At 36.3% G+C, this 16019-nt stretch carries 11 protein-coding genes; 2 read left to right on the top strand and 9 right to left on the bottom strand.

The genetic code is table 11. The features are described from left to right. Nucleotides 1–431: 431 nt before the first annotated feature. The 6 genes from ACLPIE_RS19690 to ACLPIE_RS19665 form a co-directional block, all read right to left on the bottom strand. Entirely contained in the window at nt 432–1406 is a 975-nt protein-coding gene (locus tag ACLPIE_RS19690) for a fimbrial protein (protein WP_430263419.1), read from the bottom strand. Between the two features lie 12 nt (nt 1407–1418). Next, nucleotides 1419–2138: a fimbrial biogenesis chaperone gene (locus tag ACLPIE_RS19685; RefSeq protein ID WP_430263418.1), complete on the bottom strand. Its 720-nt coding sequence runs from the start codon at nt 2136–2138 to the stop codon at nt 1419–1421. Between the two features lie 6 nt (nt 2139–2144). Beyond that, complete coding sequence (locus tag ACLPIE_RS19680) at nt 2145–4625, bottom strand: fimbria/pilus outer membrane usher protein (protein WP_430263417.1); 2481 nt, start codon at nt 4623–4625, stop codon at nt 2145–2147. Between the two features lie 155 nt (nt 4626–4780). Further along, complete coding sequence (locus ACLPIE_RS19675; protein ID WP_430263416.1) at nt 4781–5317, bottom strand: fimbrial protein; 537 nt, start codon at nt 5315–5317, stop codon at nt 4781–4783. A 965-nt stretch (nt 5318–6282) separates the two neighbouring features. Then, entirely contained in the window at nt 6283–8481 is a 2199-nt protein-coding gene (locus tag ACLPIE_RS19670; protein WP_430263415.1) for an ABC transporter permease, read from the bottom strand. Between the two features lie 67 nt (nt 8482–8548). After that, nucleotides 8549–9547: an HlyD family secretion protein gene (locus ACLPIE_RS19665; protein ID WP_430263414.1), complete on the bottom strand. Its 999-nt coding sequence runs from the start codon at nt 9545–9547 to the stop codon at nt 8549–8551. Between the two features lie 908 nt (nt 9548–10455). Between ACLPIE_RS19665 and dcuC the strand changes: the two genes are divergently transcribed. Together dcuC and ACLPIE_RS19655 are read left to right on the top strand one after the other, a co-directional pair. Beyond that, nucleotides 10456–11727, top strand: a complete 1272-nt coding sequence (gene dcuC / locus ACLPIE_RS19660) for a C4-dicarboxylate transporter DcuC (RefSeq protein WP_430263413.1) — start codon at nt 10456–10458, stop codon at nt 11725–11727. Nucleotides 11728–11742: 15 nt separating this feature from the next. Beyond that, nucleotides 11743–13008, top strand: a complete 1266-nt coding sequence (locus ACLPIE_RS19655; RefSeq protein WP_430263412.1) for an amidohydrolase — start codon at nt 11743–11745, stop codon at nt 13006–13008. Between the two features lie 204 nt (nt 13009–13212). Here the strand turns inward: ACLPIE_RS19655 and pyrC are convergent, their stop codons facing one another. The 3 genes from pyrC to ACLPIE_RS19640 are packed head-to-tail and all read right to left on the bottom strand — an operon-like array spanning nt 13213 to nt 16003. Further along, nucleotides 13213–14253 carry a dihydroorotase gene (gene pyrC / locus ACLPIE_RS19650; protein ID WP_430263411.1) on the bottom strand — a complete coding sequence of 347 codons (1041 nt, stop codon included), beginning with the start codon at nt 14251–14253 and terminating at the stop codon, nt 13213–13215. 17 nt (nt 14254–14270) lie between these two features. Continuing rightward, nucleotides 14271–15206, bottom strand: coding sequence for a dihydroorotate dehydrogenase (locus ACLPIE_RS19645; RefSeq protein ID WP_430263410.1), 936 nt, complete (start codon nt 15204–15206; stop codon nt 14271–14273). Next, nucleotides 15203–16003 carry a dihydroorotate dehydrogenase electron transfer subunit gene (locus tag ACLPIE_RS19640; protein WP_430263409.1) on the bottom strand — a complete coding sequence of 267 codons (801 nt, stop codon included), beginning with the start codon at nt 16001–16003 and terminating at the stop codon, nt 15203–15205. Before ACLPIE_RS19640 ends, ACLPIE_RS19645 begins: the two co-directional genes overlap by 4 nt. Nucleotides 16004–16019 lie beyond the last annotated feature (16 nt).

Below are 16019 nucleotides of genomic sequence, written 5' to 3'. Positions count from 1 at the left end.
GCCGCTATCATACTCCGCCATCAACTCGCCATGGTATGCCGTATGGCGGTTAGCTGCGCTTGCTGTTGTTGGTTTTGTTGCTTTATCGTTCGGATATCTTCGCTGTCGGGGATTAACACCAAACAGCCGTTTAAAATCTTCACCGTGAACGTGAAACCCGTCTCAAAAATTGCTTCTTTTAGCTATTGCTCATTAAGGTGTATCGCGGACGATGGGCTAGCTTTATTGCCGCTCGGGCATAGCCCACAGTGTAATAACGTTCTGTTTGGGAAAGAATTCAAGCCATTACACCGCCACCAATATAAATAAGATATTTAATATATTTACAATAAGTCTATTCAATAAAGGAGGTTATTGTAGATTTTTTTTGGGGAAACGTGAAACTGGTGCAGTTTTCCACCCATGAAAGTGCCATCATGGGTGGAAATGGGCTAGTAAGAAACGATAACGCGCACAGTTTTAGAGAATGGGCCTGGGGTTATCGTTTGACCAGGTATCTTACTTAACGTTGCTGAATAAGGGACCGTTATTGGTTTAAAAGGTTTAATTTCACCAATTACATAAGGCTGATTGAAATTTAATTCGGTTGAATTATTTTTTATTACTGTTTGTAATCCATTTCCCATATCAAGATATTTTTCTCCTAATATAGTGTTATTATTTGGTTCAAAACGAACAGAGACATTTAGTCCTGTCTCACAGTCATCTGGAATAGCCATGCCAATATTAAATGTACGACTGACCACACCACCTGTATCCATTTGCTTTGGTGAAATAGCTCCAAATCCTACCGTTCCTCCGTTTGATGATGTAATACTAACGGCAGGAGCAGGGCAAAGCAGAGTTAAATTACCAACAATACGAATATAAACATCGCCACCAAGATAAGTATTTTGTTTATTCACATGAGTTCCTAGTAAGAATAGACCTGTATCGAACGGCCTTAATGGATTAGCTCCTTTCTTCACTGAAAACTTATAATATATAAGAATTAACTGGTTGTTTTTTTCTGGCCATGCTAATAAATCTATATTAGGTACGACAGGGTTTGTGATCGTAACAGTCGAGTCACCATATTGAGTTAATGTTTGGTTGATAGTAACACCACTATTAATCAACATTGATTTTATTGATGGCTGCATGAGATTTTTGAAATATACGTGATTAAGATTAAGATCTTGTCCTGTAAAGTCACAGGTTAGTACTATTGCATTCGTTGTTGTAGATGCCAGCTCTGTTCCTGTGGATATATTGGTGTTATTAGCTTTAATATCAAATATAATATCTTGTTGTATTGTATTGCTACCAGAAGCTGGCGCGCATTTAATTACATCCGCGAAAGTATTAAAACTTAAAAATGATAAAAACAATAAACTGACTAATTTTATTTTTTTTAAGTAAGACATTGTAACCTCTTGCTATTTTTCATTCGATAATGAGCAAATTGTACTTTGACAGGTATAATTTAATAGTTTTGGTGCACCATAATCATCAATATAAGTTACAACAATATTTGGCGACTTTGCTTGTTTCGCTGATAAGGAATAGCTTTGATTACTATTTGGTTTAACAATTATTTCTTGAAAGTTATCGACTTTGTTTTTGCTATCATTAATATTTATTAAAACTATATGATATTGAGTTGGATTTGTTAATTTTAATGAATTGCCAATTTTCTCAATTTTTAATTGTTTTTGCCAGTTATTATCTGGGTATTTAGTTAATCCTTTAGGACGATAAAAAAGTTTAAGCCTTGATTGAATAACAATTTCAACTGCATTATCTAACTCACTTTTAGGAGGAATACCTAAAATGTTCAAATAAAATAAGGACTCTTCATTATTGACAGGTTTTATATTGTTTTTTGAGGTGCTAATCCTCACTTGTTTCTTTTGATTCGGTTCAACACGTTGTAATACAGGTAATGCAATTAAAGGCTCTGAGATTTTATTTTTATTTTCATCTTCGAGCCATGATTGAACTAAGAAAGGGTCTTTAGTGTCAATGTTTTCGACAACAATACTCACGCCGTTGCTAGACTCATCATAAACAACTCGAGTACGGTCAATTGAAATTGTAGCTTGTGTGTATGTACTGACTAATAATAATCCAATAATAATTAGTTTGATGTTTTTCATAATGTTTTACTCTTTATAACAACTTATAGTATTGATATTTTCAATGTCTTGGTCATCAATTGATATTGTACATGACTGGCCAGAATTCCACTTAACAATTAATTTTTGATTTGGGTGAATACCAGTTAAATAAACTAAACCATTTTCTGCAATCATACCTAATGGCGTATCTTTCTCCGAATCATAAACTAATGCACCGAAAGGCGGTGTATTACCATCAGGTAATTTCACCGTAACTAATGCTTTTTCACCAATAATTGAATCTAACTTAGCATAACCAATAGCACCATCAGTTAAAGTTGATTCAACAACACTATTTTCAATACTAACATTTTTAGGCATATTATTAAGGTCAACATACTGAGTAGACCTGTAATAGGTTGGTACGTTACTAATAGCAGCTAGACCAAACCTATTAGTAATCGATTCATCATTATTGATAGAAACATCTTTAGCATTATCAGTATCAATAACCATTCGTGCTTGGTTTTCATATACCCTACGATGCAAAATAGGCCCTTGACTTGTAATGGTTAAAGAACCATCTAAAGAACCACTAATAGATTGATGATCATTACTATATAAACCAGTTATCTGTGCTCTTCCATATTCTGTATCACGATATGCAGAAGCATTCAATGCTGTGTTATCGAAGAAATCTTTTGTTGATAATCCTAAACTCAAATTGTTATCATTTACTTGAGTTGTGTAATTAACGTTATTATTATATTTTTTATCGCGGTCATTATAGGAACCAAAATATTGTAATCTTGAGTATCTTTCACCACCGAAAGGCACGCTTAATGACAGATAAACCTGCTTAGTACGCTCCCCTTTCATATAACTACTTTCGCTAAGTGATAATGACAATAATGCATTATTAAGAAAATCATTATTGATAGTTTTATTAAATGATAAAGTTAAAGTGTCGTTAACTTTAGATTCATCCCAATAACTTTCTCTTGAATAACTTAAGCTTATGTCAGAATTCCAATCAGGAATTTGTTGCGAAAATGATGTGGTAAAAACATTTTTTTGACGATAATTATAGTCTGTTGGGTTTCCTTTTTCACTAATAAAATTACTAACAGACATAAATCCTTGATTTGAAAATTGATACCCAGTTAAATCAAGCCTACTTGTCTCTGAGAATCGTTTCGCATAGTTAATACGATAGCTTTCCCCTGTACTTGAGCTTACTTCATTTAATTTATTCTTAGATTGTGTAATATCAAATGATATTGCGCCAAATTTTTGCATATTTAAGCCAATACCAGCATTATATGCATGGTATTCGTTGTTTGATGTTGCAAATAATCCACCAAAAATAGATAAGCTGTTGAATAGCCCCCAAGATAACTCTGTTGAAATAAAATCATTATCAACATTCTTATAGCCCATAGGGTCTAATTGGCCAGCATTCAGTTTGTATTGTAACATTCCTGGTCGTGTTAAAAATGGAATATTTGTTGATGATATTTGGTATTCCCTAACTGAACCATTTTCTTCTGTTATTTTTACATCTAAAACGCCGGATAGAGAAGACGTTAAGTTATCTATTGAAAAAGGGCCAGGCGCAACTTTTACTTGGCTTAATATGCGTCCATTTTGGGAAATTACAACAGTTGCATTACTTGTTGCTGTTCCTGTAACGCTAGGTGCATAACCCCTTAACATAGCAGGTAGCATATTATCATCGGTGAAAACACTGGCACCTTTAAAGCGTACTGAATCAAAAATCTGACTTGCTGTATAATATCTACCCATAAAAAACTTAGCAGATAAATCCGGTAAGTCAGTAAATAAATAGGTTTGAACCCATTTGAAACTATCGTTACTACTTTCGTTAAAATCTTTTAAGTATTGATAATTACTACGTAGTCTCCAGCGCCCTAAGTTAGCACCAATAGCCCCAAATGAACTTAAATTATTCGTACTATCTGCATTTTTATATTTGAAATAGTTTTCAACTATATTGTAATCAAATACAAAAGCGTTAATACCGACATCTCGTTGTTTAGGTGGAACCCAGCTTTCATCTGTATAGAGAAAATAGACTTGTGGTATTGATAGTTGTAATTCTTGCTTTTCATCATCAAATCGAGACGTAATATCACTATCTTGAGATGATAAATCATAACACTGACCATCTGCCCATGTAGGTGTCTTTTTGATAAACTCTTCTTTTAGTCCAATAATTTCTACTAATTTTTGTGAAATGCAAGGTTGAACTACACCATTTTGATTTAAAAAATCAATTCTATCAAAAAAATTTACTCTTCTATTATTAATAGATACGTTTGAGAAATAAGAACCTTCTTGTACAGTTCCTTTTTCAAATGAACTTAAGTCTATATCTGGGCTACCAGAAATAGACAAAGCATCTCGATTAAATTGAACGTTATTTGCACTAACATAGTTTGAGTATAATAATATACTAGAGACTAAACCCGTCACTATGCTTATTTTAAATTTGTTCATCTTCATTAACCGAAATATCCTAAAAATAATTTTATTTTATTAGTGATAATAGGAGTCAGTAAAACTGGATATGCTGTAGCATAGGATGCTATAAACAGCATATCCAGAATTCGTGTTCAAAAACTTATTTATTATAATGATCTTATAATGTTAATTTTTTATTACTGATAATCTAAAACATAAGCAACGGTAGATTTAACAGAACCAGACGTTGCTGCACCTAATGATTGCATACGTGCAGATAAATCAACAGTATTCGCACCAGTTTTCAGGCTTTGTTCAATAGTTTCACCTGATTTGATATTTTTACCAGTGCTATCTTGGAATAATACTCCGACGTTTTGAGCTGTACCATTGTTAGCCCATAATGTACCGGCGGAATTCATTGCGCCATTAAATGTAACTTTAACTTTTGAATAATCGTCAGCTTCTGCATCAGCTGTTTCTAATACGCAGTCAGATAATTCTAATGTGAAATTAACATTAGGACCTTGTGCACCAGCTGTTTTTAATGAAACAGTAGGAACAGAACCTAATTCAACTTCTTTAGTAACTGAGGTTGGTGCAATAGTACAAGCTCCAGAGTTAACTGTTCCATTAAATTCGATTGTACCACTTCCAATATCTGCTGCGAATGCAGTTGAAGCCGCAGTTAATGTTAATGCAATAACGGAGGACGCTAATAATGTTTTTTTCATTCTATATTACCTTTAATTATTAATGTTTAATTTATGTTGCTGATTAAATATTAAACAGTTAGATTGTTTTTTCAAAGCAAGCTAATAATACGTATAAAAAACATATTGAAAATAAATACTATGTTTCATATATAAAGCATAGTGTAAGTGAATATATTTCGCAAATCTGATTTTATAAAATAAAATTATTATGCATGTTTAGCGTAATTATTTAAATATAAAACAACTAGTAGGAGTAAGTAAAATTATATTAAAAATAACAAGAAGGAGTAAGTGTTGTGAATCTAAAACTTGTGTTTTTGAATGATGCTGGTAACTTCAATTAGTAAAAGAATTAGTAAAATAGCAATACACAATAGTGGTGTTTGTTGTAATGTTATGTTACATCTGTGTGTTGGTTTTTTATTGAGTATTAGCCGAAAAAAAATTTTTTAGCTTATTTTCAACATCATTACATGAGCGTTAACATTAGTAAATATACTTAAAAACTAAATGTGTAATACCGTGATATGTTAAAATACATATTTAACCTTAGAACGTTAATATTGGTAAATATACTTAACGACTAAATGTATAATACCGTGATATGTTAAAATACATATTTAACCTGAGCTGTGGATAAGAATTGAATGAATGCCCCAAGTTGCGATCAGATTGTTTGACGAGCACATTCATAATCGCAAGGATTAATTAAGAAAAAATCTACACTGATGTCGATGACTTTTGTTTGATTTTTCTTCCTCAGTGGGAAAAACAATTTCTTATACCGCGCAGGTTAATTAATGTTTAAATAAAAGTATCACTCAATATCGAAAATGTAAAAAAGCTGAGTTTCGAGTCACGGTGAAACTGTTTCAGGCTATCTAGGCACTATTTCCTTGTGCTTTCAAATATTCGTCGATGAAGACTGTCGTTCTGTCGAACAGAAATCAGGCGACTAGCGAAATCATTAGTACTGAGTAATATCAGGAGACTTTTGGTGTTCGCCAAACCAATCGATACATAGCCAGTAAAAATAATAATGTTGCTAACAATGTTATTTTTATAATCACCGGCATCAATGCATGAATATCAGCATTTTGGGAGTTCAACATGGAAAATCCACTGACCATTGTACTTGATGGGAAAATTTCCATCGTTTTTACAACCCAGTCGGGCATATTAAAGGTAGGAAATGATGCACCTGATGCATAGAAGATGACCATCGAGGTTGCAGATAACATTTGCATTGGGCGGTTAATATTATCAAAAAAGCTACCAATCAACATACCCATAGAACTTACCGCCGCAGAGAACAGAACAATCAGTAAAAGCTGCAAGAACATATTGCCTTCGTTGGGATATCCTTGTAGATAGTAAACCCATCCAAATACAAATATTGCACCAAAAAAGCCGATTATAAACAAGCCCAAAAACGTTCCAATAAACTGCGATGTATTTATTTTTGCTAAACCTACACTGTTACGTAATGCAATAAGCATAGAACTGGCAAAGATAAGTGTTTGTTGGAGTATAATGATAAATACCAACGGCATAACAAAAGATTCGTATCCTAACGTGGGATTATATAGTGGAAGCGAAATAATATTATTCGTGGTTTTCGGTGCTAATCGATTAATGTCGGTTGTAGAGCTTATTGCGTTAGTCACTGCTAACCTCAGATCCGCAGCTACAGCCATATAACCACCAGATAGATGGACATCGACCCCAGCATCTCCGCCTCTGATAAGATTATTTTTAAAATCATTATCAATAGTTATCACGGCTGAAACTTTCCTGTTACGCAATAAATTTAATGCATTAGACAGCGAGCTATCAACATGAGTCACGTCAATTTCACGGGTGGCTTGTAGGTTATCAATTAGATTGCGTGATAAAGATGAACGATCAAAATCGACAACTGCTACGGGAAGTTTGAGGTTTACCTGCGCCTTATAAGCACTAGGATAGAAGATACTGTAAAGAAATAATGACAAAATAGCCGTTGAAAATATCGGTTGTGATTTTTTTATTGATGTCAATGTACTGATAAAGCTCTGCATAATACCGTTAAAATGTGTATTTTCTTGGAGCGCTTCGGGTAACTGTTTATCTTTATGCTTATCTAATAGAACAAAAGAAATGGCTAACGGTATAATAATATAGAGTGACAGAATACCAAACTGCTGAAGGCTAGCTGTAATATCGCTACCAAGGTTAACTTGCTCAAGCTGTATACGATAATAGTGCGTAAATGGCTGAAAGTTACTCCAAAACTGAGCCCAACCATTAGCATTCAAAATTGACAGCGTACCATCAGAGTAAGTTAATGCAGCACTGGTATACACTGTTGAAATGCTTAATGCCATTAATACATTTCGTGTTATTGAAACAAACATAACAGCGATACATGCAGTGAGAAGGCACAGCATAAATATTGCTAACATTAAAACCCAGGAATTACCTAAAATCGGCCAGCCTCGTCCAACGACTTGCCAGACGTTATATATTAAGTTCCATAGGAAAATAATAATTATATAGGGAAGTATGCGAGAAATAACTTGAATTGATAGATAGGATTTACTTTTGTTTACCCAATTGGCGTAGAGCTTATTTTCTTCAAAAAAACGGCCGATTGCACAAATCACCGCACTGCTTAGGATTATACTTAGCAGTACGGGTATGGCGATTGGCGTCAGAAATCTTTCGTAGCTATTTTGTGGATTACTGATATTAACTACTTGAATATTAAGTAAAGGTGTACCTGTGCTTTTATGTTCAGCACCTAACATTTTTCTATTTTTTAGTGAATCAAAGGCATCACTTATCGCGGCTTGTAACCCAACATATGCAGCATTACCCGTTGATCGGAATTGCCCGTTATAACGAATGACTACCGCATTATCGTCTTTGCGGATAGTTGAACCTGATGCACCGGGTGGGATCTCGACAAAAGCATAGATTTTCATGCTTTTCATTAGGTGTTGAGCTTGCGTAACACTTTCCGGTGTTTCAATTAATTCAATACTTTTCGATGCATCAATATTTCTGATTATTTCCCGGCTTAACGAAGAGTGATCGTGATCCACTAGAGCGACTGGTATTTTTTCAGGCACGCCATTACTGAACATTGCACTGACAAAAATTATTAAGATTGCCGGAACAATAAACAGTAAAAGTTTCATATAGCGATCATGGTAGATGAAATTAATTTCATCTACCAATGAGGCTGAAATATTCGATATGGTGTTTTTAATCATTTCCAAAAGGCCAATCAAAAATAACAGACATACCCGGGCGCATCCCTTCAATTTTATCTACAGGATGTAAACGTACTTCAAATGTTCTAACATCGTAGCCACTGGACTGGCGAGTTGCCCGCCAAGTAGCGAAATTACCTTTTGGATTAATGAAAAATACATCAAATTTTGCTTTTTTATTTTTCAGCGCAGGAATAGTTCCTTCAATGACGTCACCTATTTTTAATGCGTTGAAACGATCTTCTCGTAAATTAACGGTTACCCATAGATTATTTAAATCAATCATGCTGAATATTGGTGTACCAGCAGAAACGAGTTCACCTTGATTGGCAAAACGCTTGGCAATCTCGCCATCGTTTTTTGAGTGTACAGTCAATTCATTGACGAGAGAATTTGCTGATTCGAACGCGGCCTTGGCTGCATTAACGTTAGCATCAGCAATACGAATGTCTTCAGTTCGATTACCACGCTTAGCTTGCATATATTGCTCATAGGCAGCATTTGTTTTTTGCTTGGCAATATTATATCGAGCGATGGCATCATCACGCTCTTGGGCAGAAACAGCTTTACTATTATCATAAAGTTTTACTACCCTATCAGTCGTTATCTTGAGGTTTCTCTCATCTGCTTGAGCGCTATTCCAATTAGCTTTTAATGATTCAATGTACTCTGAACGCTCCCCGTTATACGCCTTATCTTGGCTCGCTATAGCCGCAGCTAATGCTTCTTTTGTCTGTAGGGCATTTTCGGTAGTTTGTTTATCATACAAACTGACTAAGGATTGCCCAACGTGTATGCTATCCCCTTCCTTGACGTGCAGACTATCAACTCTTGCCGTGACTTTACTCGTGATATTGATTTCATCTGTATCAACAACACCTTCTAATATCTCATGTTCAGAGTTATGAGATAAAATAAATCCAGCAGATAGCACCATTACGACAACGATAAATATGGCTATCTTTATTATTTTGTTATTCTTTATCGTCATACTATTTATATCCTTAGGTTCTCGCTATTTTTGTGATATTTCAGCAATATGTTGAGCTAAGTTGAAAGTAATCTTCGTTTTACAATGAAAATGCTTACACTTTTACCATAGACTCACTCTATTATACATTTCTTCAATACTTAAACATCTTAATATTTTTAATGAACCAACAAAATAAGACGTGTTCGCATACAATAATCCAAAAATTTATGATAGATAGATCAAATAACCTGAATTTGGATCTATGAGCTTGGCGGCTATCTTCGCCATCACGTTTAAACAGTCACAAATTAACGCCTAACTGACAGCCCTCGTTGCTGCACACAGCTTCAACCCTATCTAGTAGCGGACGAACTTGAGCACTGATTTTTTGCTGTTGTTTATCATTACGGGTTGACTCATCGTGAACAAAAAGGGGGGGAACCGTCGATAACATTTTCTGTGGTATCTTGTGAGGAGAACTGCATTTGTAATGGTCTAATTAAGCTACCAAGATTTATATTTTATAGTTAAGTAAAATTTTATAGTTATAGCATGAGTCAAATTTAATAACGAAAATTATAAAAAGTGGTAATAAATATTTAACAGATATGCAGAAATATACAATAAAGTTGAACGATGGATGCAATGTCTCTCGGCAAATGTGCGGTTTCCAAATATGAAATTAACTCCAAAAGAGAATAGGGCGCTCCCTTAGAACCCACCATTAATAAATCTTTAGTTTAATCCATGTCAGAAAAATGAAATATCGCTCTTTTATTTGTAATAGAACTTAAAAAAGTAATAAAAGTTGATTTTACGCAATCAAATAAAAACGATCAGATTCATAATTGAATAATCCACTATAAATTTTTTTATTTATTTCAATTTACGTTAAAACACTTAATTTAATAAAAAGAGGGCATGTCATGATAATACAAGTTATCACGGCGTTTGTTATTATTGTTACAATATATTTACTTGTAAAAAAATACGAAACCAGGATGGTACTGATAGCAGCCGGTTTACTACTTTGTATTATCAGTTTAACTCCAATGAGCGCTTTAAACGCATTTAGTGAACGAATGGTTTCGGCTCCGCTGATCCAAGCTATCTGTTCCAGTATGGGTTTTGCTTATGTAATGAAATATACTAAATGTGATAAACATTTAGTTTTAGTTTTATCTAGTTTCTTAACTAAACTTGGTTTTTTTCTGATCCCTACCGCAGTTATCCTCACTTTTTTTATCAATATTGCTATTCCATCTGCAGCGGGTTGTGCGGCGGCTGTTGGTGCAACTTTGATTCCTTTATTGATAGCAGCTCGTATTCATCCTGCGATTGCAGGGGGGGCAGTGTTATGCGGTACGATTGGCTCCATGCTTAGCCCTGGCCTCTCACACAATCCATTTGTCGCTCATATGTCTAACATGAGCATTGTTGACCTCATTGCTCGTCATAGCCCATATAGTCTAGCGGTAGGGGCAATTGCCGCAGTTTCTTTATCTTTTGTTGCACTAATCAAAAAAGAGTACAAAATTAGTCAAAACGTTTTCGAAAATGGAGGGGGGACGGTTGCCTCAGAAGAAAAGGAACGTCCAAATTATTTATTTTCTACCGCGCCATTTGTTCCTTTAATTATACTCTTACTGCCGTTTATTGAATCTTTTAAAGAGTTTCAAATTACAGTGCCTGCTGCGATGTTAATTGGCGCTATTTATGCATTAATTATTACACGCACCAACCCTTCGACTATCACTAAAGAATTTTTTAAAGGAATGGGGAATGCATATGGCGATGTGCTAGGCATTATCATTGCTGCTGCGGTATTTTCGGCAGGATTAAAAGCATCGGGTGTCATTGATTCATTTATTGGTTTTCTCATTCATTCTCCTGAATTTGCACGTTGGGGGGGAACACTCGGACCATTTTTAATGGGGATGATAACAGGCTCAGGAGATGCTGCGGCATTTGCCTTTAATGAAACTGTTACACCATTTGCACAGAAATTTGGTTATGAAATCCCCGATTTAGGTATGGCCTCTGCAATTTCTGGGGCATTAGGCCGCACCATGTCACCACTTGCAGGGGCGACAATTGTTTGTGCCGGTTTAGCAAATATTAACCCAATGGAAATCGCAAAACGTACAGCGCCAGGCATGATAGTAGGCGTCATTTTTATTGCATTAATAATGCTTTAATATTAAGGAAATAGTATGTCAATAGTAACGTTAGAACAACTTATAGCATGGCGTAGAGAATTCCATCAGTTTCCTGAAATTGGTTGGTCTGAGTTTTTAACAACGGCTAAAATTGTCAAACATCTACGGGCCCTTAATCTTGAAGTCAAAGTTGGCACGAGTGTTATTAACCCTGAATATGCCTTTGGTCGCCAACAAAAAATAGTTGATAAAGGCTTAGAAGTCGCTCGTCAACACCATGTTAGTGATGAATTACTAAAAGAAATGCAAGACTTAACAGGGTGTGTTGCCATTTTTGATAGTGGCAAACCTGGCCCAACGGTAGCATTACGTTTTGATATTGATTGTGTTGGTGTCACCGAGAGTACCGCTGACGAGCACACCCCTAAAAAGTGTAATTTTTCATCTTGCCATCCAGGTGAAATGCATGCATGTGGTCATGATGGTCATATTTCTATTGGTTTAGCGGTGGCAACTTGGTTAGTGGCAAATAAAGATAAGCTAAACGGTAAAGTGAAAATACTTTTTCAACCAGCAGAGGAAGGGGTTCGCGGTGCCAGAGCAATGGCTGAAAGTGGTATTGTCGATGATGTTGACTATTTTTTAGGATCTCACCTTGGTTTTATTGCTAATAGCGGCGAAATTGTCATTAACCCAACGCATTTTCTCTGTACCACTAAGCTTGACTTCCGTTTTAAGGGAGTGCCATCCCACGCAGGCGCTGAACCAGAGCTCGGTATAAATGCACTTGCTGGCGCATGTCATGCCTCGACACAAATGCTGGGCATCTCTCGCCACGGTAAAGGTATGTCACGTATCAATGTTGGGGTATTAAGGGCTGGGGAAGGCCGTAATGTGACTCCTGCTTATGCAGAAATGCAGGTTGAAGTGCGTGGCGAAAATGAAGATATTAACCGTTTTATGAGTGAGAATGCGATTCGCATGGCCGAAGGTTCTGCACACAGTTTCCAACTTGAAATGGAATATGAAGTGATGGGGGAAGCTGTAGATCTGCAAAACGACCAACAATTAATTGATGTTTTAACCTCTGTTGTTCAGCAACATTCAGAGCTTACTGCGATTGCGACTAAACCCTTTGGTGGTAGTGAAGATGCGACAATTTTAGCAAAACGAGTGCAACGTTGCGGGGGTAAATCACTTTATTTTGTTGTTGGCGCAGATAGAACGGCAGGGCATCATCAGGCGAATTTTGATTTTGATGAAAAAGCCATGTTAACAGCTTATAATCTTTATATTGGTTGTTTAACTTCGTTATTATAAAATCCATGTCATTATTCAATAAAGCGTAATGACGGGGCGATATTCTTTATCGGTTTTAATAATAAAGAAACCCCCTCGTTTCTAACTAGGGGGTTTTGTTATCTTTTGTATAAATTGTATTTAAACTTTATTTCTACTGATATTTATAAATTAATAAACAGCCATAGAAAAAGTTAACTTATTTTAGATACTCATTTATTTGCGTTAATTCTTAATCGACCAAGCTAATGTTTGACCTGCTAAGAAAGGAATTAAATTGCCAACACCAGCAATAGCTAGAGTATCCGGTACCAAAAAATCTCTTTTAACTAATGTGAGTGATTCTTTATTGACAGGTAATTTATAGAATTTGGGGCCGTTTAAAGATGCAAAAGCTTCAAATTTATCTAGTGCATTTGCAGTTTCAAACACTTGAACATATACAGAAAGTGCCACTAATGCATTAAATGCACCAGCACACCCACAACTACTCTCTTTACGCATTTGTTCATGCGGCGCGGAGTCTGTCCCTAAGAAAAACCTCTCGCATCCTGAAGTAATCGCTTTAATTAGCGCTTGACGATGCTTTTCTCGTTTTAATATTGGTAGGCAATAGTTATGTGGGTTTAAGCCTTTGTTAAATAATGCATTGCGATTATAAAGAACATGTTGTGGTGTGATAGTTGCTGCGACATTCTGTTGGTTTTGCATAACAAATTCAACCGCTTCAGAGGTGGTTGCATGCTCTAAAACAATGCGTAGTGCGGGATAACGAGCAACTAATGGAATTAATATTTTTTCGATAAACTTAGCTTCGCGATCAAAAATATCAATCGTACTATCTGTTACTTCGCCATGAATTAATAGCGGAATATCTGCTTGTTGCATGGCATCTAACACATGGCTGATATTATCAATTGAACTAACGCCTTGTGCAGAATTCGTTGTGGCATTAGCTGGATATAATTTTGCCGCTTTAATAATCCCTTGCTTAAAACCTTCAACTAAATCAGTTGGATTAGTATCATCGGATAAGTAAGCGGTCATTAAGGGGGTAAAATCATGTTCGTCTGGGCAAGCGGCTAAAATACGATCACGATATGCGGCGATTTCCTGAGTTGTTTTTAACGGGGGCACAAGATTCGGCATGATAATCCCTCGGCTATAATGCAAGGAGCTAAATGGGAGCACACCTTTTAGCATATCGTTGTCCCGTAAATGCAAGTGCCAATCATCAGGGCGACGAATTGTTAGTTCAATACTCATAAGCCTTTTTCCCTCTTTTAGGATAATGCGGTGTAAGCCTCAAAAGGTGTATCATTCACAGAGCCCGTTAGCTCAGAGATATGTTTTATGCCATGATTTGCACACCAAATTTCAAGTTCATCGATTATGGTTATCATGGTACTTGGATTAACGAATGTTGCTGTGCCAACCTGAACCGCGGTCGCGCCTGCCATCATGTATTCAATCGTATCATGGGTATTGGAAATACCGCCGCAGCCAATAATGGGAATATTGACGTTTTTGAAACATTGATAAGTCATTCTTAATAATACCGGTTTGATTGATGGCCCTGAAAGCCCCCCTAATATATTCCCTAAATTTGGACGACGAGTTTGAATATCGATAGACATTCCGAGCAGCGTATTACCAACCACTAATGCGTCGCAACCTTCTGCTTCAGCCGCTTGTGCTACGCTGATTATGTCTGATGTGTTTGGGGTCAATTTTGCCCATAACGGTAAAGTTGTTGCATTACGCAAGGCTTTAATGACTTGCGCTGTCGTCTCTGGCGCAATGGCGAAAGCTTTTCCGTTAGCTTCAATATTTGGGCATGAAATATTGGCCTCAATACCTGCAATCCCCGGAACTCGATGCAAACTTTCCGCTAAGATCGCAAATTCGGCGGCGGTATTGGCAGAAATACTCGCTATTAGTGGTGGTTGATATTGAGTATAGAACGGTACGGTATTTTCAATATAATCTTCCAACCCTTTACTCGGAATACCGATAGCATTCAACATTGCGCTATCGAGTTCACAAATTCGTGGGATTGGGTTTCCTGCTCTTTTTTCTTTAGTGAACGTTTTAGTAACAAAGGCTCCTAACCTATTAAAGTCAATCACTTCAGCTAATCCGTCAGCAAATGTTCCAGAGGCTGGCATGATGGGATTTTGTAATTTAAGCCCTTTAATATTGACCGACAAATCAATCATAATACGACCTCTTTTATTTGAAAAACAGGACCGTCATAACATACCCGCTTACTTACTTGCGGTTGTTTTTCACCCACTTTTATAGGTCTTACGCAGCAATAACACATACCGATACCGCAAGCCATATGCTGTTCTAGCGCGACCTCTCCATCACAATCAAAGGTTATTGCTAATTGTTGTAATAACTTTGACAATCTAACGGAACCGCATGTATATATTGAGTCAATTTTATTTTTTTGATTGATTTCTTCTATTAATGCCTTGACCTTGTCAACCTCACTGGAGCCATCATCATCCGTGACTTCGAACACGGTCGCATTTACATCATGAAAACGGTGTTGGGACATCAAGCGGCCTGAATCCTGTGCACTTAGTATCGCGGTTACTTGAATATTCATACTAGATGCATGCTCAGCTAAAGGCGCTAATGTGGCCAGTCCCACGCCACGACCTACTACTAATATATGGCGATAGTGCGATTTTAAAGAGAATCCCTTCCCTAATGGGCCTAGGAAACTTAAGTCCTCTCCCGCTTTTAATGTTGCAAGGCCTCGCGTTCCTGCGCCTGTCACTTTGTATAAAAATTCGACTCTGTGAGTATTTTTATCCGCATGGTATGTGCTCATTGGACGACGAAAAAATGGTTTGTCAGTACCAACTTGTGGGCAAGATAAATTAAAGAATTGTCCCGGTTGAACTTTTGACGCTATTGGGCCTACGTCAACAACAATATGTTTATAATTATCATTAACCCATTGGTTGCTGATTACTTTTGACTTACCGTCTACTGCAGCCATAATGAAAACCTCATAA

Source organism: Providencia sp. Me31A, from assembly GCF_050487165.1.
Taxonomy (GTDB): domain Bacteria; phylum Pseudomonadota; class Gammaproteobacteria; order Enterobacterales; family Enterobacteriaceae; genus Providencia.
Note: the sequence above shows the minus strand (reverse complement) of the source record. Positions and strands in the feature narration are given on the sequence as shown.

Coding starts and splice junctions, on each gene's coding strand:
- ACLPIE_RS19640 (WP_430263409.1), bottom strand. CDS start 16,003: ATGGCTGCAGTAGACGGTAAGTCAAAAGTAATCAGCAACCAATGGGTT.
- dcuC (WP_430263413.1), top strand. CDS start 10,456: ATGATAATACAAGTTATCACGGCGTTTGTTATTATTGTTACAATATAT.
- ACLPIE_RS19665 (WP_430263414.1), bottom strand. CDS start 9,547: ATGACGATAAAGAATAACAAAATAATAAAGATAGCCATATTTATCGTT.
- ACLPIE_RS19670 (WP_430263415.1), bottom strand. CDS start 8,481: ATGAAACTTTTACTGTTTATTGTTCCGGCAATCTTAATAATTTTTGTC.
- ACLPIE_RS19655 (WP_430263412.1), top strand. CDS start 11,743: ATGTCAATAGTAACGTTAGAACAACTTATAGCATGGCGTAGAGAATTC.
- pyrC (WP_430263411.1), bottom strand. CDS start 14,253: ATGAGTATTGAACTAACAATTCGTCGCCCTGATGATTGGCACTTGCAT.
- ACLPIE_RS19675 (WP_430263416.1), bottom strand. CDS start 5,317: ATGAAAAAAACATTATTAGCGTCCTCCGTTATTGCATTAACATTAACT.
- ACLPIE_RS19645 (WP_430263410.1), bottom strand. CDS start 15,206: ATGATTGATTTGTCGGTCAATATTAAAGGGCTTAAATTACAAAATCCC.
- ACLPIE_RS19685 (WP_430263418.1), bottom strand. CDS start 2,138: ATGAAAAACATCAAACTAATTATTATTGGATTATTATTAGTCAGTACA.
- ACLPIE_RS19690 (WP_430263419.1), bottom strand. CDS start 1,406: ATGTCTTACTTAAAAAAAATAAAATTAGTCAGTTTATTGTTTTTATCA.
- ACLPIE_RS19680 (WP_430263417.1), bottom strand. CDS start 4,625: ATGAAGATGAACAAATTTAAAATAAGCATAGTGACGGGTTTAGTCTCT.